General features: G+C 44.7%; 18 protein-coding genes and 1 tRNA gene. 10 read left to right on the top strand and 9 right to left on the bottom strand.

Annotated elements, in window-relative coordinates; genetic code table 11:
- Positions 1 to 297: 297 nt before the first annotated feature.
- The 3 genes from BGP76_RS08820 to BGP76_RS08810 all read right to left on the bottom strand — a co-directional run bounded on the left by BGP76_RS08820 (position 298) and on the right by BGP76_RS08810 (position 1,839).
- A tRNA-Ser gene (locus BGP76_RS08820) sits at positions 298 to 382 on the bottom strand.
- Positions 383 to 473: 91 nt separating this feature from the next.
- Positions 474 to 1,436 (bottom strand): YihY/virulence factor BrkB family protein, encoded by a 963-nt coding sequence (locus BGP76_RS08815; protein WP_073124393.1) that lies wholly within the window; start codon positions 1,434 to 1,436, stop codon positions 474 to 476.
- On the bottom strand, positions 1,429 to 1,839 hold the full coding sequence (locus BGP76_RS08810) for a thioesterase family protein (protein WP_073124395.1): 411 nt from the start codon (positions 1,837 to 1,839) through the stop codon (positions 1,429 to 1,431). Before BGP76_RS08810 ends, BGP76_RS08815 begins: the two co-directional genes overlap by 8 nt.
- Before the next feature lie 434 nt (positions 1,840 to 2,273).
- Between BGP76_RS08810 and BGP76_RS08805 the strand changes: the two genes are divergently transcribed.
- Positions 2,274 to 3,899, top strand: coding sequence for an acyl-CoA carboxylase subunit beta (locus BGP76_RS08805; RefSeq protein ID WP_119844386.1), 1,626 nt, complete (start codon positions 2,274 to 2,276; stop codon positions 3,897 to 3,899).
- A gap of 249 nt (positions 3,900 to 4,148) precedes the next feature.
- Positions 4,149 to 5,006, top strand: a complete 858-nt coding sequence (locus tag BGP76_RS08800; RefSeq protein ID WP_252737026.1) for a transglutaminase-like domain-containing protein — start codon at positions 4,149 to 4,151, stop codon at positions 5,004 to 5,006.
- Positions 5,007 to 5,011: 5 nt separating this feature from the next.
- Here the strand turns inward: BGP76_RS08800 and BGP76_RS08795 are convergent, their stop codons facing one another.
- From BGP76_RS08795 to pdxA, 3 genes are read right to left on the bottom strand one after another with little or no spacing between them, the layout of a single operon-like run.
- Positions 5,012 to 5,575, bottom strand: coding sequence for a thioredoxin-like domain-containing protein (locus tag BGP76_RS08795; RefSeq protein ID WP_073124399.1), 564 nt, complete (start codon positions 5,573 to 5,575; stop codon positions 5,012 to 5,014).
- 30 nt (positions 5,576 to 5,605) lie between these two features.
- Positions 5,606 to 6,220: a 4'-phosphopantetheinyl transferase superfamily protein gene (locus BGP76_RS08790; RefSeq protein WP_073124401.1), complete on the bottom strand. Its 615-nt coding sequence runs from the start codon at positions 6,218 to 6,220 to the stop codon at positions 5,606 to 5,608.
- 11 nt (positions 6,221 to 6,231) lie between these two features.
- Entirely contained in the window at positions 6,232 to 7,260 is a 1,029-nt protein-coding gene (gene pdxA, locus BGP76_RS08785; RefSeq protein ID WP_119844948.1) for a 4-hydroxythreonine-4-phosphate dehydrogenase PdxA, read from the bottom strand.
- A gap of 103 nt (positions 7,261 to 7,363) precedes the next feature.
- On the opposite strand from pdxA, the gene rsmA reads away from it, so the two are divergent.
- The 4 genes from rsmA to BGP76_RS08765 all read left to right on the top strand — a co-directional run bounded on the left by rsmA (position 7,364) and on the right by BGP76_RS08765 (position 12,537).
- Positions 7,364 to 8,149 carry a 16S rRNA (adenine(1518)-N(6)/adenine(1519)-N(6))-dimethyltransferase RsmA gene (gene rsmA / locus BGP76_RS08780; protein WP_073124403.1) on the top strand — a complete coding sequence of 262 codons (786 nt, stop codon included), beginning with the start codon at positions 7,364 to 7,366 and terminating at the stop codon, positions 8,147 to 8,149.
- Positions 8,142 to 9,515 carry a magnesium transporter gene (gene mgtE, locus BGP76_RS08775; RefSeq protein WP_119844385.1) on the top strand — a complete coding sequence of 458 codons (1,374 nt, stop codon included), beginning with the start codon at positions 8,142 to 8,144 and terminating at the stop codon, positions 9,513 to 9,515. The genes rsmA and mgtE overlap by 8 nt, the downstream gene beginning before the upstream one ends.
- 15 nt (positions 9,516 to 9,530) lie before the next feature.
- A complete protein-coding gene (locus BGP76_RS08770; RefSeq protein ID WP_073124405.1) occupies positions 9,531 to 10,463 on the top strand; it encodes an NAD(P)-dependent oxidoreductase in 933 nt (310 codons plus the stop codon).
- 157 nt (positions 10,464 to 10,620) lie between these two features.
- Complete coding sequence (locus tag BGP76_RS08765; RefSeq protein WP_119844384.1) at positions 10,621 to 12,537, top strand: ATP-dependent DNA helicase RecQ; 1,917 nt, start codon at positions 10,621 to 10,623, stop codon at positions 12,535 to 12,537.
- 28 nt (positions 12,538 to 12,565) lie between these two features.
- Here BGP76_RS08765 and BGP76_RS08760 read toward each other — a convergent pair whose 3' ends face one another.
- Positions 12,566 to 13,540: a polyprenyl synthetase family protein gene (locus BGP76_RS08760; RefSeq protein ID WP_073124409.1), complete on the bottom strand. Its 975-nt coding sequence runs from the start codon at positions 13,538 to 13,540 to the stop codon at positions 12,566 to 12,568.
- Positions 13,541 to 13,658: 118 nt separating this feature from the next.
- On the opposite strand from BGP76_RS08760, the gene BGP76_RS08755 reads away from it, so the two are divergent.
- The 3 genes from BGP76_RS08755 to BGP76_RS08745 all read left to right on the top strand — a co-directional run bounded on the left by BGP76_RS08755 (position 13,659) and on the right by BGP76_RS08745 (position 16,194).
- Positions 13,659 to 14,420 carry a DUF952 domain-containing protein gene (locus tag BGP76_RS08755; protein ID WP_119844383.1) on the top strand — a complete coding sequence of 254 codons (762 nt, stop codon included), beginning with the start codon at positions 13,659 to 13,661 and terminating at the stop codon, positions 14,418 to 14,420.
- A gap of 148 nt (positions 14,421 to 14,568) precedes the next feature.
- Entirely contained in the window at positions 14,569 to 14,910 is a 342-nt protein-coding gene (locus BGP76_RS08750; protein WP_119844382.1) for a YciI family protein, read from the top strand.
- Between the two features lie 6 nt (positions 14,911 to 14,916).
- Positions 14,917 to 16,194 carry an RNA polymerase sigma factor gene (locus tag BGP76_RS08745; protein ID WP_119844381.1) on the top strand — a complete coding sequence of 426 codons (1,278 nt, stop codon included), beginning with the start codon at positions 14,917 to 14,919 and terminating at the stop codon, positions 16,192 to 16,194.
- Positions 16,195 to 16,284: 90 nt separating this feature from the next.
- Here BGP76_RS08745 and BGP76_RS08740 read toward each other — a convergent pair whose 3' ends face one another.
- Positions 16,285 to 16,731: a cold-shock protein gene (locus tag BGP76_RS08740; protein WP_073124412.1), complete on the bottom strand. Its 447-nt coding sequence runs from the start codon at positions 16,729 to 16,731 to the stop codon at positions 16,285 to 16,287.
- A 182-nt stretch (positions 16,732 to 16,913) separates the two neighbouring features.
- The gene (locus BGP76_RS08735; RefSeq protein ID WP_119844380.1) at positions 16,914 to 17,264 is read right to left on the bottom strand and encodes a DoxX family protein; all 351 of its coding nucleotides are present in this window, start codon (positions 17,262 to 17,264) and stop codon (positions 16,914 to 16,916) included.
- 60 nt (positions 17,265 to 17,324) lie between these two features.
- Here BGP76_RS08735 and BGP76_RS08730 point away from each other — a divergent pair, with 60 nt between their 5' ends.
- On the top strand, positions 17,325 to 18,149 hold the full coding sequence (locus BGP76_RS08730) for an SGNH/GDSL hydrolase family protein (RefSeq protein WP_255416089.1): 825 nt from the start codon (positions 17,325 to 17,327) through the stop codon (positions 18,147 to 18,149).
- The last annotated feature ends 384 nt before the right edge of the window (positions 18,150 to 18,533 follow it).

Below are 18,533 nucleotides of genomic sequence, written 5' to 3'. Positions count from 1 at the left end.
CAATTAGGTAAGATCACTAGGAGAAGAAAAGAGTACAGTCTTTTGCATAGAGAAAAGCATATAGAAACATCAACCAAAATCGATATTCCAATCATTTAAATATTACCTCAAAGACCAAAAATGGGTGGTTCTTTTAAAGAAAAACAAAAACGAATTTCGAACAATGAATCTTGAATAACGAAGTGGTTTTTGATTTCTTCCCAGAATTTCGGATTGATCCTTTTTCTTGAGAATTAATGAATAATATCAGGAGGTAGGGTAATAAAAAACCCTTCCATAAAATGAAAGGGTTTTGTGCAGAGAAGGAGGGATTCGAACCCCCGGTACCTCGCGGTACGCTGGTTTTCAAGACCAGTGCATTCGACCACTCTGCCACTTCTCTAGGTCGTTTGTATTGCCATTCCGTTGAATGGGAGTGCAAATCTAGAAGAATATTTTATCTAGTCAAATGTTGAGTGAGAAAAATTTAATTTTTATTCAAACACCGAAGTAGTGACCTCTATTTTGTCCGAATGGACGGCTCTATCCACACTAGCATTGTACTCAAATCCTACAAGTAGAATGATCGAAAGGAGGTATAGCCAGATCATCAGTGCGATCAACATTCCGAGCGAACCGTAAAACTTGTTGTAGGTCGAGAAGTTGTTGATGTAGAACGAAAATGCATAAGATGCAGCTACACAAGATACTGCCGAAAAGATCGTTCCCGCAGAGAAGAATGTCCAGCGATCTTTGATGGCTGGAGCGAAGTAGTAGATCAGTGATATAGCAATGAAAAACGAAGTGCCTATGATACCGTATTTGAGAATCACGATGAGGTGGTAGACATAGTCCGCATTGAAAAAATCAATCTCCGAGAGATGGGACAGGAAGGCTTTGCCCACTACCAGCAAGAAGATGGAGAGGAAAAGCACGAATGCCATCATCAGTGTCAGGGCCGTAGCGATCAGTCGCGTCTTGATGAAACTGCGACGGTCTACTGTTTTGTAGATGCTATTGAATGCACTCATGAGACTGTGCATACCATTGGTCGCGAGTATCAGCGCAAAGAGTACCCCAAAGGAGAGGAGACCTTCGCGTTTGTTGCTGACGATATCGTGTATGGTGCCAGTTGCAGCTTTGAACATGTTGTCAGGCATCACATTGGCCATGAAGCTCATGATGCTATCGGCATCTATATGCGGAGACACGGTATGGATATAGGGGATCAGCGTGAAGATGAATATGATCGACGGGAATATCGCAAGTGTAAAACTAAATGCCACACCACTAGCCATCGTGAGTAGTCGACTGTCGAGTATACTATCGAGGAAGATGACGATAGCGTTGTAAAGCGTCGTTCTCCGTTTGTTGAGCCGGGTGGTTTTGAGTTTTTTGATGAGGCGCTCATACCTTTGGAGTCTCAGTAGTTTGTGATGCAAATAGTCTCTAGTCATGGAAGTAGGGGGCTAGTAGTTTTTCCATTACCTCCGGCATTTTGCAAGGTTTTTTGGTTTTCATATCCACAAATACCAGAGTGGTCTCACCGATGTTGATCAATCGATCTTGTTCGTTGTAGATTTCGTATTCAAAACGGATGCGTATGTTAGGTAGTTCAGGCATTTTGACTTTGATCGTCAGTAGCTCGTCATACTTGCCTGGGGCAATGTATTTGGAGCGATTCTCTAAGACAGGCATCATGACACCCATCTCTTCGAGTTCCTTGTAGGATAAGCCCAGGGAACGAAGGGACTCAACTCGGCCTACTTCATAGTACATGGCGTAGTTGCCATAGTACACATAGCCCATTTGGTCTGTTTCGGCATACCTTACACGGACTTGCGTCTCTGATACGAACATATAGTTAAATTGGTAGTCTGAATTTATTGCAATCTATACATTAATTAGTACTATTTTATAATGGGTTAAAGATTGATTTAGAATCAAATCATTCGAATAAAACCAATAGAGCCAGTTTTTGACCCTATCGAAGGACTAAATGTACGGCTTTATGGGACTTTACGCAATTGGGAGATAGCGGGGGGCAATGACTACTAAGTGAGTGAAATATCAAACAGATACGAGTATTTAGATTTTAGTATCTAGATCAAAAACTTGATGCCTTTTCTGTCTATAACTACCCTGATCGATGGGTCAGTCTAGAGGCTAATAATCTAATGTCTTGACTTGCCTGCCGTAGGCAGGTTTAAAGATGTAACGGATTTCATTCTCCCCTAAACCTATGGTACTTTCAGTCCAGAGTCGTATATTTTTGTTTCAAACAACACAATACCATGGATATAAATTTCAATAAAAATGAGGACGCTAATAAGCAGCTGCTCTATCGACTGGAGGAGAACGCCAAGCGACTGAAGCTGGGTGGAGGGGAGAAACGGATTGCAGCACAGCATGCCAAAGGCAAACTAAGTGTACGGGAACGGATCGATTACTTGATCGATGACCCAAAGGACTTTCTGGAAATTGGTTTGTTCGTCGCGGAGGGTATGTATACCGAACAAGGAGGCTGCCCTTCGGGTGGAGTCGTGACTGGGATCGCCAAGGTTCAAGGGAGACAGTGTGTGGTGGTCGCCAATGATGCTACTGTAAAGGCAGGGGCATGGTTTCCCATCACTGCTAAGAAAAACCTGCGTGCGCAGGAGGTGGCTATGGAAAACCGACTCCCCATTATCTATCTCGTTGATAGTGCTGGAGTCTACCTGCCGATGCAGGATGAGATTTTTCCTGACAAGGAACACTTCGGGCGACAGTTTCGAAACAATGCCAAGATGTCTGCCATGGGGATCGTACAGATCGCTGCGATTATGGGAAGCTGTGTCGCCGGTGGCGCATACCTACCCATCATGTCAGATGAGGCCATGATTGTGGACAAAACGGGTTCTATCTTCCTAGCAGGTAGTTATTTGGTTAAAGCAGCCATAGGAGAGAGCATAGACAATGAGACACTGGGAGGCGCTACGACACACTGTGAGATATCAGGAGTGACGGATAATAAATATGATACAGACGAAGACTGCCTCGATGCGATCAAGCGAATCTTTGATAAGATTGGTAAGCCCGAAGAGACTGGATTTGACAGAGTAGCAGCGCAGTTACCCAAGCGTACACAAGAGGACGTTTATGGTTTGTTCCCATCCGATCGGGTCAAACCCTATGACATGAAAGAAATTATCTCCTGTCTGGTGGATGATTCTGACTTTGATGAGTATAAGCCTGACTATGGTCAAACCTTGCTTTGTGGATATGCTCGTGTTGATGGTTGGGCAGTGGGGATAGTGGCCAACCAGCGTGAGATGGTCAAAACCAAAAAGGGCGAAATGCAGATGGGGGGTGTGATTTATTCGGACTCAGCAGACAAAGCAGCGCGGTTCATCATGAACTGCAATCAGCGTAAGATTCCATTGGTGTTTTTGCATGATGTGAGTGGTTTTATGGTGGGGAGCAAGGCCGAGCATGGCGGGATTATCAAAGACGGAGCAAAGATGGTCAATGCCATGGCCAACAGTGTCGTGCCCAAGTTTACTTTTATTCTTGGCAACTCCTATGGTGCGGGCAACTATGCCATGTGTGGCAAGGCCTATGATCCACGCTTGATCTATGCATGGCCTACGGCGCAGATGGCGGTGATGAGCGGAGCAGCAGCGTCTAATACCCTCCTGCAGATCAAAGTGGCTTCTCTCAAAGCAAAAGGGGAAGAAGTAGCGGAGGAAGAACAGCAACGGTTTCTCAAGGAGATTACCGATCGATACAACGAGCAATTGAGTCCGTACTACGCAGCGGCACGACTTTGGGTGGATGGAATCATCGATCCATTGGATACGAGACGTATTATCTCTACTGGGATAGAAGCTGCTAATCATGCGCCGCTTGATAAGTTCAACGTGGGCGTGATCCAGACTTGATCGTGTCAGAGGGGAAGATGTTGGTCATTTTGACACCTGTATGGTTTGATTAACTGTAATTCTAGCGGGGCTCATATTTTTGGTTGAGATAACTTTGGGGGATTTTAGGTTGCGTTTGTCGAGTGTTGGTTAGAAGCGAATATTCCAGAATATTGGTTCAATTACGTCATTTGGCTTAATTATTCCTATCTTAAACGACTACAGTAAGTGCTGATTGAATAAATTCACGGTTCGAAAAAATTGGATGGGATGACTGACGATACTTTAGATATCAATGAGAAAGAATTGACTGCACTGATTTCACTATTGGATGATGAGGATAGGGAGGTCACGGGTCATGTGGAGGAGAAACTCTTATCTTTGGGTACATCTGTTATTCCATTTTTGGAGAAGGAGTGGATGAAAAACAGTCTGATTCCCTACGTGCGTGTCAAGATCGAAGACATCATCCACGAACTGCAGTACGAGCTCCTCAAGGAGCGCTTCGTGGAGTGGAAAGAAGATGGAGCAGAAGACCTACTAGAAGGGATGATGCTAGTCGCCAATTATCAATATCCCGATCTCAATATGGGCTACCTAACCCGAAAGCTAGAGCAGTTCTACTATGAAGCATGGAAGGAGTTCAATGGGGAATATACACCGATACAGGAGGTTAAAATCCTAAACGATATCATGTACAATCGTTTGAAATTTAGACCTAATGCTAAGAATTTTCACTCCCCAGCCAATGGCATGATCAACCAGGTCATGGATAGTAAAAAGGGAAACCCTTTGAGTCTATGTGTGATCTATCTGATGTTGGCTAAAAAACTGAAGCTTCCTATCTATGGTGTGAATTTACCGAACCTATTCATCGTGACTTACAAGACAGAGTCTACTCAGTTTTACATCAATGTATTCAATAACGGGATCATTTTTACGACTGATGACATAGATAACTATATCGAACAACTACACCTGAGTAAGTTGGATATTTACTATCAGCCTTGTACGAATATAGATATCGTATCGCGTGCGCTGCGCAATTTGGTCGCGTCGTTTGACAAACTAGGAGAGTATAAGAAATCCGATGATATCAAGATTCTTCTTCAGGTATTGGAGGATTGACAGTGTTATCTGATCCTGCATCCAGCTGCTCGGTTAAATTCGTGTGGTGAGGGGCGTCCTTTGATGAGATTGTTGAGCACATCTTGTACATAGTGCGTGTGCACATCACTACTAGACTGAGGACTGTCGTCGATAGCACCGTGGTAGACTAGGCTGTGTTTGCCGTTCTGATACCAAATGATGGCGACCTCTGGACTTTTTTCAATCTGAAACAGTTTCATCGCCTCTTGGTTCAAATCCAAAAAGTAAGGCATATTATACTTAGCAGCCTGTGTTTTGGTTTGAGTCGCATTGTCTTTGTTTTGATGAGGGGTATGGGCATTGATGAGGATAAAGTCGGCTTGATCTCCGTATTGCTGTTTTAATGCGGTGATTCGTGATTTATATCGTTTGTCATAAGGACAGTCCGTCCCAGTGAATATAAGGACAGTGATGGTTTGATCGATAGGGATCGGGACGATGTTTTCCTTTTGGACATCCCAGAGCTGGATGTAGGAGAAATCTATATCTTGTCCACTGACGGTCCATGAACAAAGTAGAATGGATAACATATGCCATAGCTTTTTCATAACCCTAAATTTAATGAATCTCTATGTGAACTAGAGGTTGTAGGTGAGGATGTAGTCGTCCTCTTTTTGCATATTGAGTACAAACTCCTTGACTAACCCTTCTTTGTTGATCCGGCAGTGGATTTGCTGATCTTTGATTCGGTTGATTTCAATGTTCTGTGCGAAACTCAGGTTTTTACGCCCATGCATCTTGTAGATGGACTCTTTGGTACACCAGTAGATACAGAGTTTGTGCAGATCATCTCCGCAGGCTTTTAGTTCACTGGGATTAAGGAACTTGTGTTTGGTACGCTGGAGTTGCTCTCTGGGGCGTTCGAGATCTATACCGCAGGGTTCGTCCAGGTTGATGAGTGCCGTTATTTTCGGATAGCTGTGCGAGATGGAGATGTGATGCGTAGAGTCGATCAGGTGGGGCTTGCCATGGCTGTCTTTGCATATCCCATGAAAAGGAATATCCATGTCTCGGCACATCGACTCGATCAGTTGACGTGAGGCGATGTGTTCGGCTTTTTTGATCGGGTGATAGTGCGCAATAGCCTCCATTTCTTTCGCATCAAAACCAGCGACTAGGGTTTCAGTACTTTCGTTAATTTCCCAGATGCCGAGCATGATGTGATCGGAGATTTTGTATTGCTTTTTGATCATTCTCCTTACTTCTATTCGTTGTGGTCAGCTCGGTAGTTGGAGATGTCCAGTGCCGCATAGATGGCTGTACGCATCGAGCTTTCGTCTGCGATATCTTTGTTGGCCAGGCTGTATGCTGTGCCATGATCGGGTGATGTGCGTACGAAAGGTAGTCCAGCGGTGAAGTTGACCCCATTGGCAAAAGTCAAACTCTTGAAAGGGATCAAGCCTTGGTCGTGGTACATGGCCAGTACTGCGTCAAATTTATGCTGCTCGCCATTGCCAAAGAAGCCATCTGCAGGAAACGGCCCTAATATAATTTGTCCTTTTTCTTTGAGGCTTTCTATCGCAGGGATGATGATGTCTTGCTCTTCTGTACCGAGGAGTCCTTCTTCACCTGCATGGGGGTTTAGTCCTAGTACAGCGATTTTCGGTTTGAGGATACCAAAGTCGTTTTTTAGTGATTGTGCCATTATTTTGAGTTTCTTTTCGATCTTCTCTTTGGTGAGGCTGGCTGCTACATCTTTGAGCGGGATATGTCCCGTCACGACCCCTACGCGAATAGTATCTGATACCATAAACATCAAGCTGTCTTTGGCCTCTGCTTTCTCCGCGAGGTATTCGGTATGTCCAGGGAACTTAAAGTCGTCTCGCTGTATGTTTAGTTTGTTGATCGGAGCAGTGACGAGTGCTTGTATGCGACCTGCTTTGAGGTCTTCTGTTGCTTTTTCTAATGCGAGAAAAGCGTACTTACCACCTGTTTCGTTGCTAACACCGGGAGTGATCTCCACATCTTCTTCCCAGCAGTTGAGGACATTGGTTTTTTTGTGGGAGGCATCTTTGAGATCACTGATGGGGGTAAAATTGAAATTGTTCTGATTGAGTGACTTTCTATAAAATGAAAGTACTTTTGCCGAACCATAGATGACAGGGGTAAAGTATTTGGTCATTTTGTTATTCGCCAAAGCTTTGATGATAACTTCGGGACCTATACCATTAAAGTCACCTATAGAGATACCGATAACGGATTTTCTATTTTGGTTCTTAGTTTCATTCTCCATATTCATGTGGTTACATCACGGTAAAGCTGAGCAAAGATGTCAATATTGATAGGTGTCGGTCTCAGCCAAGTGCCTGCAATTTAAAATAAAAATCAGTAATACTATGGCGTACGTAAAACCGAAAAAAAGATTGGGTCAGCACTTTCTCACAGATCTATCGATCGCGGAGAATATCGTATCGGCATTGACTGGTGCCGAACACAACGCTAACGTTTTGGAGATCGGCCCGGGTACAGGTGTTCTTTCTGATTTTTTGATTGAAAAAGCATCTATCCAAAAGCTTGTGCTATTGGATTTGGACAAAGAATCGATCGATTTTCTGGAGAAAAAATATGAAGGAAAGGATGCGGAAATTCGTTTTGCAGATTTCCTCAGGGAGGACTTGAATACGATGTTTGACGGACAGTCTTTCAGCGTGATTGGCAACTTCCCTTACAACATATCTTCTCAGATTTTTTTTAAGGTACTGGACTACAAAGATCAAGTGGATGAAGTGGTCTGTATGCTACAAAAGGAGGTCGCCGTTCGTATTGCCTCTAGGGAGGGAAATAAGGATTACGGAATCCTGAGTGTGCTGCTACAGGCTTACTATGATATTGATTACTTGTTCACTGTACCTCCAACGGTTTTCAACCCTCCCCCTAAGGTTAACTCTGGAGTGATCAAGCTCAAACGCAATCAAGTTACAGATCTAGGGTGTGACGAAAAAATGTTCAAAAGAGTGGTCAAAGCAGGGTTCCAAATGCGCCGAAAAACCTTGCGTAATGCGATGAAACCTCTAGCTTTGCCAGAGGAAATCACCGCCCAGGAGGTGTTCAACAAACGAGCCGAGCAGCTCTCTGTCGATGACTTTATTGCACTAACCAAACTCGTCCAAGACCATGTCTGAAGCAACTGAAATAATGGATTTTGAACTCTCCAAAGAGTTTCTTGAGCGATTTATCCAAGCCGTGGAGGAACAAGAGGTGGATTTTATCCAGCAGTCGCTTGATGGGGTCAATCCAGCCGATATCACGGAGTTGCTGGAGGAGTTCGATGCGGAGGATTCGAAATACGTACTGGAACTGCTTGACCCACAGGTCGGTGCTCGTGTCATCATCGAACTAGAAGATGATTTGCAGAGCCGTTTTATGGGGAATTTTACCTCCGAAGAAACGGCCGTCTATATAGATAACCTAGACTCAGATGATGGAGTAGGCGTGCTTAACCTCCTGCCGATCTCGAAACGAGAGGAAGTCATAGCCCTCGTCGAAAACGAAGAAAAAGCGGGGCACTTACTCGATCTCTTGCGCTATGAAGATGATGTAGCTGGAGGTCTGATGGGAAAAGAGCTGATCAAAGCCAATCATAACTGGACGATACAGCGCTGTATCGAAGAGATCAGGAAACAAGCGGAGAATGTTCAAAAAATCTATTCGGTCTATGTCGTAGATGACAATACCAAGTTGATTGGTAAAGTCTCCCTTAAGAAAATTATCCTATCAGAAGACAATGCGCGCATTGCGGATATCTACGATGACGAAGTGATATCTGTAGAGACCTATGTGCAAGAAGAGGAGGTCGCACAGATTATGCGAAAGTATGATCTAGAAGCACTGCCAGTCGTCAACGTTCGTGGCAAATTGGTGGGACGTATCACCATTGATGATGTGCTGGATGTAATCACAGAGCAGGCAGAAGAAGATATCCAGATGATGTCAGGGATATCTTCTGATGTAGAGGAAGATGATAGTGTATGGATTATCTCTAAGGCTCGTTTGCCATGGTTGGTGATTGGTCTGGTGGGCGGTTTGCTCGGCGCAAAGTTTATCAGCCTTTTTGAAGCCCAGATAGCCATTATTCCTGCGATGGCATTCTTTATCCCATTGATCACGGCGACTGGAGGCAATGTGGGAATTCAATCCTCGACCATTATCGTACAGGGTTTAGCCAATTCTAGTGCCTTTAGTGACTCGGTGTTTCGCCGGCTGATCAAGATGCTCATGGTGGCACTAGTTAACGGGACGATACTGGCAATTATCGTTTTTGGGATCGTGATCTTTACTACTTCGGATCAGACGATCGCTATCACGGTGAGTTCTGCGCTATTTAGTGTGGTACTGTTGGCTTCATTCATGGGGACGATTACCCCATTGATTTTGCATCGATTTGGTGTCAATCCTGCGATAGCCTCGGGTCCTTTTATCACCACAGCTAACGATTTGCTAGGCCTTGCCGTATACTTTTTTGTGGCGAACCAACTCTATGGACTCTAGTCCTTTTTTACCTTTATGAAAAGAATATTGATTATCGATGAGATGCACTCCAGCATCTCGGATAGACTGACAGCAATCGGATACGCTTCCGATTATTTACCTCAAATCACGAGACAAGAGATCATCGAGGCAGAGGATCACTATGTAGGTATGATCGTCAGGAGCAAAACGGCTATTGATGCCGAACTGCTGTCGTCAAAGCCTAACCTGAAGTTCATTGCCAGAGCTGGTGCAGGAATTGATCAGGTGGATGTGGCGTACTTGGATGCAAATCAGATACAGCTCGTCAATGCACCTGAGGGGAATCGTGACGCCCTCGGTGAACATGTGATAGGGATGCTACTTAGTCTCTCCAATAATCTCCGTAAGTCAGACCGTGAAGTACGTTCCTATGTCTGGGATCGCGAAGGAAACCGTGGCTTTGAACTCAGTGGCAAGACCATCGGGTTACTAGGCTATGGCTATATGGCAAGTGCCGTGGCAGAGAAGCTGTCAGGTTTTGGCTGTCGTGTGATTGCTCATGACAAGTACAAAACCAACTTTGGAGACCTCTATGTGGAGGAAGTGACGATGGATGATATCTATAGTCAAGCAGATGTATTCAGTATCCATGTGCCTTTGACGGCTGATACACGTATGCTGGTGGATGCGGCTTATTTGGCTCGTTTCGACAAGAATATCGTATTTGTCAATGCGGCCCGTGGTGAGATCGTCAATACTACGGATCTATTGGCCGCCCTGAAGTCGGGCAAAGTGACGCATGCCGCGTTAGATGTGCTCGAAAATGAAAAATTTGCAAAGCTTTCTTCTGAGCAAAAAGCCACTTACGATGAGTTATTCCAATTAGACAATGTTTTATTTAGTCCTCATGTAGGAGGGTGGACTTTCGAGTCTTATGAAAACATTAACCGCGTCTTAGTCCAAAAGATCACGGCACTGGATGTGTAAACGCTCTTTGGTTTTGGTTCAATCTGAATTATGCAATTACAAGAGTTGAGCGTTAAAAGGTAAATCATCAATGTGATAAACAGCATGTTGACTAAACATAAGATTTTAACCTATATGCTAGTGCATCATTCGGGTTCAAATCCGTTATTTTTGGGACTTGACTAGTGCACTTGATATACTGAAAAAATACTGGGGCTATGACGAATTTCGCCCTATGCAACAGGAGATCATTGATTCGGTGATCGCTGGCGAGGATACGCTTGCATTGCTACCTACGGGGGGAGGTAAATCCATCTGTTTTCAAGTCCCAGGGATGATGATGGAGGGGATGTGTCTAGTGATCTCACCACTCGTTGCTCTGATGAATGATCAAGTCTACCAGCTTAAAAAACGCGGGATACCTGCAGCAGCACTGTATTCGGGACTACAACATCGGCAGATCGATGTGCTACTGGACAACTGCGTACATGGGCAGGTGAAGTTTCTCTATGTAGCACCTGAGCGACTGAGTTCTGAGTTGTTTATCGCCCGGGTTAAACAGATGAAAGTTAGTATGGTGGCGATAGATGAGGCGCATTGTATTTCACAGTGGGGCTATGATTTTCGCCCTGCCTATCAGGAGATTGCTCAGGTTTACCCATTACTGCCTGAGGTGAAACGAATCGCACTTACGGCCACAGCTACCAAGGTGGTCAAAGAAGACATTTGCGAGAAGTTAGCATTTGACAAACCTGTTGTATTCCAAAAGAGTTTTGCACGAAAGAATCTGTCTTATTCGGTATTCGAACTAGAAAACAAAGGCCCGAAGTTGTTGGAGATTTTGACGAATGTCAAAGGCAGTGCAATCGTCTATGTACGGAGTAGAAAGGAGACAGAGAATGTCGCCAAGTTCCTCTATCAGAACGGCATATCTTCGGAGTTCTATCATGCAGGTTTGGCGCAGGATGTCAGAGAACGTAAACAAGAGGAGTGGATCAAAAACCAACGTAGGGTTATGGTCTGTACCAATGCCTTTGGGATGGGGATAGACAAACCTGATGTGCGTGTCGTGGTACATCTTGACTTGCCAGACTCACTAGAGTCTTATTATCAAGAGGCTGGGAGAGCAGGGCGTGACGAGCGAAATGCCTTTGCGGTGCTGCTCTATAGTCCTACCGATATCTATAATCTGCAGCGTAGTGAGGAGATGCGTAACCCAACACTGGCCTATGTCGAGCGCATCTATCAGGCACTGGCCAACTATTACAAACTGGCGACAGGAAGTAGCGAATGGCAGAGTTTTGATTTTGATCTCAAGGAGTTTTCCTATCGATACAAACTGAGCCCCTTAGAGGCCCACCATGCGGTGAAAAAACTGCAAGAGATGGGATTGTTACTGCTTACTGAAAATGTCAGTCGTGGCAGTAGCCTCAAGATCAATGTCAGCAGTAGTGAGATCTATAAGTTTAGCATTGCACATGGAAAGTACGAACCTCTGATCAAGGCGATGCTACGCCTATATGGGGGAGGGTTGTATTCGGATTTCTTTAATGTATCGGAGTTCGAACTAGCCAAACTGAGTCATGATGCGAAGAACGAAGTGTTTAAAAAACTAGACTACTTGGCCAAAAACGGAATAGTACTCTATGATCCTTTGAAGAATAAACCTCAGCTCACCTATGTCATGCCTAGACAAGAGCAGTCGACGCTGAAACGCTATCACAAACAGACCGAGCCTCGTCAGGCAGTGGTGAAAGAAAAAGTAGGACAAATGGTCTCCTATGCAAAGAACCGTACGCTGTGTCGGACGCGTATCTTTCAAGAGTATTTTGATGAAGTGGCTTATCTCAACTGCGGTGTATGCGATGTGTGCATCAAAGCCAAGAAGGAGGATGGGTTTGGTGCCGAGATGGGAAAAATCCAACGGGCTATCTTGAAGCAGGTCGAATCGGGAGATCAGCGTCTACAGGCAGTGAAACAATCCTCTAATACCACCAATGATTTCCTGTTTACGGAGGCTGTGAGGCAGCTTATGGATGACGGGGTGATTTTCTTGACGGAGGATCAGAAGATCGCTATGGTGCCAAGGATTTAGTGTTTTAACCTGAATCTGGACTGGTGTTTTATTTGGAGCGCTCGATAGTGAACTGTACGAGCTGTTCGAGAGACTGACGTGCAGCGGACTCAGGGAAAGTATGTAGAATCTCTACGGCTTCTTGGTGAAAGCGATTCATCACACCTTCTGCATATTCCAATCCACCTTTTTGAATCACGAATTGGATCACCTCATTTACTTTTTTGGTGTTCTCGTTGTGCTTTTTGATGATGTTGATGATGCGACGTTTTTCTGACCAGCTTGATTGGGTGAGGGCATAGATCAGAGGTAGGGTCATTTTCTTTTCGCGAATGTCTATACCGAGCGGCTTGCCGATTTCCTGTGTGCCATAGTCGAATAGATCATCTTTGATCTGAAATGCCATCCCGACTTTCTCGCCGAATTCCCCCATGGCTTTGACTGTGTCGGCATCCGCTCCAGTAGAGGCAGCACCGACCTTGCAGCATGAGGTGATGAGGCTGGCAGTCTTCTGGCGGATTACTTCGTAGTAGATCTCCTCGGTGATGTCCAGCTTTTTGGCTTTCTCCATCTGGAGGATTTCTCCTTCGCTCATCTCACGGATTGCTTCAGAGACGATTTTGAGCAGATCAAAGTCGCCATTGTCGATAGAGAGTAGCATACCTCTGGATAGGAGGAAATCTCCAACTAGGACAGCTATCTTGTTTTTCCACAGGGCATTGACAGAGAAGAATCCTCGTCTGTAGGTGGACTCATCGACTACATCGTCATGTACGAGTGTAGCAGTGTGTAAGAGTTCGATGAGGGAAGCACCTCGGTATGTAGAGTCTTGGATTTGCCCTACAGTAGAAGCAGTCAGGAAGACAAACATCGGACGCATTTGCTTGCCTTTTCGTTTGACGATGTACGACATGATTTTGTCGAGTAGCATCACATTACTTTTCATGGAATGTCTGAATCGCTTTTCGAATTCAGCCATCTCATTTGCGACGGGTGTTTGTATGTCCTTTATCTTCAGAGCCATGATTTGGGCACAATATTAACACAATGTATTTAATGATCTTACCAGACGAATAATTATTTAGTTCTTAGATTGAAATGGGCAAGTTTAATTAGTTTGGCAGTCTAATGAATCTATACCCATGACCCAAGAGGAACCCATTCTGCTTCAGTGTTTTCTGTCCAAAGAAGGTGATCATCGCAACCGATTTATCTTTTATTCGAGTAGAATGCAGATCATGCACAAAGGCAAATCGACAGTTATTGATTTTGACAAAATCAAGCTGATGCAGGTGCAGACCAAGAAGCTCATCGTGGCATTGTTGGCGGGAGGCATAGGTACTTCGCTCTCCATGATGGCGCTACCGCTCGGTTGGTATAGTTATAACCTGAACCTGTTTAGTATCTTTTTCTTTTTTGGGATGATGTATTGGGGATTTATCGGACAAAAGGCATTGGTGATCGAGGAGAAGAATCACGCACATGTGTTCTTGCTCAATTTGGTCAATCCAGCCATACTAGAACTAATCCAGTACTACTACCAACTCCGTGCTACGCAGCAAAGACGTCCTGCGCAGGTGATTTTCCATTTGGTCGAAAAGGAGGCTTGGGATGCCCAGACTTTCGCAACTCATTATACGCATCCGTCTTTGGAGCAAGAAGGGTTTATTCATTGTTCGGTACTGGAAGAACTGATGAAGTCCTATCAGCGGTATTTTGACATGAACAAGGATGTAGTACTACTGGCGATAGTCCCTGATCGACTAGATCGTCGAGTGGATTGGGCATTTGTAGAGACGCGACAGGCACATTTCCCTCATGTGATGGGGCCGATTAGTAAGTCCGCCATTTGGTCGGCCTATGTTTTTAGGGGAGAAGAAAATTTGCAGGGATTGTTAGTGTAAAGCCGGTTTTTGGGATCAGGTTGCCCGATCATCAAATGAACTATTTTAAATAATTTGAAAAAAACTGTATAGTCCTGTCCAAATCGTAACGATTGGTTCGATACAGTGATATAAAACAAATGATTTATCAATCTTAAAAACTAAAATTATGAACGAGTATTTGTTGATTATCAGAGGTGGGGATGACGAAATGGAAAAACTATCTCCAGAAGAAATGGGACAGCACATGCAAAAATGGCAAGAATGGATGGGAGCGATGGCGCAAAAAGATCAGTTGATCGGTGGTCAGCCCCTTAAGGCTGAGGCTATATCTGTGGTCGATGGAGGGAAAAAGCTCATTGATCGTCCGTTAGCTGAAGGCAAGGAGATGATGGGAGGATATATTATGCTCAAAGCAGAGACACTCAAAGAGGCCGCTGAGCTAGCTAAAGGCTGCCCAGGGTTTCAGTATGGGTGTACGATCGAAGTGAGAGAGATTAGTCAAATGTAATATCGTTTGGATAAGCACCAGGCGATCGATGCAGCTTTAGACCATCTTTTCAGAGTAGAATCTGGGAAGATGGTTTCGGTATTGGTGAAAATCTTCGGAACGGAAAACTTTTCACTGGCAGAAGATGTCGTGCAAGAAGCCTTGTTGGCAGGACTGGAGGCTTGGAAATACAAAGGTATGCCAGAGAATCCGAGTGCATGGCTATACCGGGTCGCTAAGAACAAAGCCATCGATGTGTTACGGAGAAAACGCTTTGATCAAAGTTTTGACTTTTCTGATCCAGAACGTCAGCTGCTGATCTCCGAATACACCATGGGGGTTACCATGGATAATTATTTTGAAGACGATAGTATTAAGGATGACTTTTTGGGGATGATGTATGCTTGTTGCCATCCTGCTTTGTCAGAGGAGAACCAAGTGACGTTTATCCTCAAATCCCTGTGTGGGTTTAGTACCCGAGAAGTGGCCAGTGCTTTTTTGACCACCGAAGATACGATTTCCAAACGGCTGTACCGGACGAAGGAGTTTTTTAGACAAGAGAAACTAAGACCAGCCATTCCAAATAATCATGAGTTGCCTAGCAAAACTGCAGCAGTTCTAAAAGCGATTTATCTGCTGTTTAATGAAGGCTACCGTGCGACGCATATGGATGAACATATACGTCAGGATTTGATATCACAAGCCTTGCATCTGTGCAAGGCGCTCCTCAATCACCCAGAGACCCAGCTGCCATCGGTCTATGCACTGATGGCATTGATGTGTTTTCATACAGCGCGATCGGATAGTCGCATAGATGCAGAAGGCAACTTGGTACTGTTGCAAGCGCAGGATAGGAAACTGTGGAGTCAAGAGTTGATCGCAATGGGTAACTATTATATGAATCAGTCGGCTTTTGGAGACAATCTTACGACCTATCATCTGGAAGCTGCGTTGGCGTACGAACACTGCGCCTCTCCGTCCTATGAGGAGACAGACTGGGCTAGGATCGTGGCGCACTATGATGCGCTATTGGCATTGAGCTCGGATCATGTGGTGTCGCTTAATCGATGTGCAGCATTGTTGGAACTCGAGGGAGCTATTGCTGCGCAGCACGCGCTGGAATTGCTCCAGTCAGATCGACAGTTGCAGCATTACTGCCTCTACCATGCGACGTTAGGAGAGGTGCAGTTGCGACTGGGGAATCAAGCGCATGCCATACAAAGTTTTGAGAAAGCGCTTTCGCTCACGTCCTCTCGTCAGGAGAAGGCATTTTTGTCGCAGAAGATATCAGTATGTAGATCGTGAATTAGGGGAGGGTGAATGTGAAAAGAGCCACAATAGATTTTGTCTATTGTGGCTCTTTTGTATGCAACACTGAGATATCTGGCTGATTGATTAGCCTTTTTTGACGCGGACGGCATTCATTCCTTTCATGCCTCGCTCTAGTTCGAAGGATACTCTGTCTCCTTCTTGAATCTTGTCAATCAGACCATTCACATGGACAAAGAATTTTTCTTGTGTCCCGATTTCTTTGATGAAACCAAACCCTTTTGAATCGTTGAAAAACTCTACAGTACCTTTACGAATAGCATCTACTACTTCCTCTTCGCGTTTTGGTACGCCTATTTCGATACTTTTTGCATTGATTTTCTTTTTCTTAGTAGGATCTGGAGGCGTGTCTGTGAAGTTTCCATCTTCATCGATGTAGGTCAGCATCGTTTCGAGATCACCACCTTGAGAGTTCTTTTTGCGCTCTTCTCTTTTGTGCTGTTTGTCTTCTCGTTTCTTGAGTCGTTTTTTTTCTTTTTCTTTCTTGTTGTACGTTTCTTGCGGTTTCGCCATTCGTGTTTTTTGTTAATTTGTTAGCCGAGATATGCGCGTGATGCGTGCTCAGTGGGTGCATTTAGGCCGTAAAGATAAGTAATCTACCGTCTACTATTTATAGATGCTTTGGAAAATACTTTAGATCAGTTTAGAAATGAGCAAATTAGTCGATGATGGACTTTCAGAATTTACCCCTTGGTTTAGGTGTAGATATAAGCCCATCCGATGAGTACGAGCTGGAGCGGTAGCCTGAGCCACAGTAGCCACATCGGGATGCGCATGCCCGCACCATGCTGCTGTAGGTGATAGACATTGGCAGGGAAAACGGCAATGAGCAGCAGGATAATGCCCCACGCGGCATAAGACTGGTAGGGAGTCAAGAGTCCGATGGCGAGCAGAATCTCCGCAGCACCGCTTAGTTGATTGACGAGCGCTTTGTTTTTGAAAATAGGAGGGATGATCCTGAGATAAAACTTGGGCCTGACGAAATGATTGATACCAGCTAGGGTATAAAGCAGTGCCATGATGTAGAGATCTATACTGGATGTCATATCTCTAATCTACAGAAAACAAGTGAAAGATGGGTGGGTGCCACATCTGAATCATAGTCTATGTACGTATCTATCCTAATGACGAATACGATGAACAACTGGAGTATGAAAATATGGATTTTGGGATGGTTTATATTGGTAAGTGTGGCTTGCCAAGAAGAAAGCGGCGTACAGCCTGCGGGGGATACTGTAGCGCAAAATGATAAGGATGATCAATCAGACGAAACGGATGATGTGACTGATGAGGAGGAGCAAGTGGATGTTCCGCCAGCCACATCAGAGCTTAGCTATTTGGCGCTAGGGGACTCCTATACCATCGGGCAGAGTGTGGCAGAGGAAGACCGCTGGCCAGTACAGTTAGTCGCTGAGCTGAAGTCGGAAGGTCTGGAAATGAGTGCGCCTAAGATTATCGCTAGGACGGGTTGGACTACCACGAATTTGATCTATGCCATGGATCAGGAAAAGGAGCTGAGCGCGCGCTATGATCTGGTGTCCTTACTGATAGGGGTCAACAATCAGTACCAGAGGCAACCAATAGAGCGATTTACGACAGAGTATCCGATACTGCTAGACCGTGCCATCGCGTTGGCAGGAGGGGAGCCAAAGCGCGTCGTGGTGCTGTCTATTCCTGATTATGGGGTTACGCCCTTTGGGCAAAGCGCTGATCCCGAACGTATCGCGGAGGAAATAGATGAATACAACAGGCTGAAGAAGCAAATGACTGAAAATAAAGGTGTTATATTCTTTGATATTACCGAGATATCGAGAGAGGCCAAATCCAATCCCAGTCTAATCGCTGTTGATGGCCTTCATCCATCAGGGCAGATGTACGCCCGATGGGTAGAGACGGTACTACCGTGGATTACCGAAGAACTAAAACCGTGATTTGGTTGCTATTTTGGTGCGTATAGCCTGAGTGGAGGTACTTGGTTTTGCTAGCGCGCGCTTGCAAAGCATGCTTATAAACAGCATTTCATTAAGCGCAATATAATTGAGGTTCAGTTCCAAAGAAAGTCTAAACCTATTACGGAGATCGAGGCATGACGGGAGGGAGAATACTGGTGAAGTTTCTCGCACATTTGCTCTTAGACTTAGTACACAGATCTCTCTCGATAGGGTAAATATTAATATGTTTAGATCAGATGTGATTATTTTTTAAACTTGCTGATTTTCAATAGGATATAGTTCTTAATTGAACAATATTTTTTTAGATTAGAAATGCAGCATTTTTTAGAGCGAATAACCAACACCTAACTTGATTAGAACATG

Origin of the sequence: Reichenbachiella sp. MSK19-1, assembly GCF_003590315.1 — a bacterium.
GTDB lineage: Bacteria > Bacteroidota > Bacteroidia > Cytophagales > Cyclobacteriaceae > Reichenbachiella > Reichenbachiella agariperforans.
The sequence above is the reverse complement of the archived record's forward strand: the minus strand, read 5'-3'. Positions and strand labels throughout refer to the sequence as shown.

Excerpts from the sequence above, each read along its gene's own strand:
- BGP76_RS08815 (WP_073124393.1), bottom strand. The coding sequence starts at position 1,436 with ATGACTAGAGACTATTTGCATCACAAACTACTGAGACTCCAAAGGTAT.
- BGP76_RS08810 (WP_073124395.1), bottom strand. The coding sequence starts at position 1,839 with ATGTTCGTATCAGAGACGCAAGTCCGTGTAAGGTATGCCGAAACAGAC.
- BGP76_RS08805 (WP_119844386.1), top strand. The coding sequence starts at position 2,274 with ATGGATATAAATTTCAATAAAAATGAGGACGCTAATAAGCAGCTGCTC.
- BGP76_RS08800 (WP_252737026.1), top strand. The coding sequence starts at position 4,149 with ATGACTGACGATACTTTAGATATCAATGAGAAAGAATTGACTGCACTG.
- BGP76_RS08795 (WP_073124399.1), bottom strand. The coding sequence starts at position 5,575 with ATGAAAAAGCTATGGCATATGTTATCCATTCTACTTTGTTCATGGACC.
- BGP76_RS08790 (WP_073124401.1), bottom strand. The coding sequence starts at position 6,220 with ATGATCAAAAAGCAATACAAAATCTCCGATCACATCATGCTCGGCATC.
- pdxA (WP_119844948.1), bottom strand. The coding sequence starts at position 7,260 with ATGGAGAATGAAACTAAGAACCAAAATAGAAAATCCGTTATCGGTATC.
- rsmA (WP_073124403.1), top strand. The coding sequence starts at position 7,364 with ATGGCGTACGTAAAACCGAAAAAAAGATTGGGTCAGCACTTTCTCACA.
- mgtE (WP_119844385.1), top strand. The coding sequence starts at position 8,142 with ATGTCTGAAGCAACTGAAATAATGGATTTTGAACTCTCCAAAGAGTTT.
- BGP76_RS08770 (WP_073124405.1), top strand. The coding sequence starts at position 9,531 with ATGAAAAGAATATTGATTATCGATGAGATGCACTCCAGCATCTCGGAT.
- BGP76_RS08760 (WP_073124409.1), bottom strand. The coding sequence starts at position 13,540 with ATGGCTCTGAAGATAAAGGACATACAAACACCCGTCGCAAATGAGATG.
- BGP76_RS08755 (WP_119844383.1), top strand. The coding sequence starts at position 13,659 with ATGACCCAAGAGGAACCCATTCTGCTTCAGTGTTTTCTGTCCAAAGAA.
- BGP76_RS08750 (WP_119844382.1), top strand. The coding sequence starts at position 14,569 with ATGAACGAGTATTTGTTGATTATCAGAGGTGGGGATGACGAAATGGAA.
- BGP76_RS08740 (WP_073124412.1), bottom strand. The coding sequence starts at position 16,731 with ATGGCGAAACCGCAAGAAACGTACAACAAGAAAGAAAAAGAAAAAAAA.
- BGP76_RS08735 (WP_119844380.1), bottom strand. The coding sequence starts at position 17,264 with ATGACATCCAGTATAGATCTCTACATCATGGCACTGCTTTATACCCTA.
- BGP76_RS08730 (WP_255416089.1), top strand. The coding sequence starts at position 17,325 with ATGTACGTATCTATCCTAATGACGAATACGATGAACAACTGGAGTATG.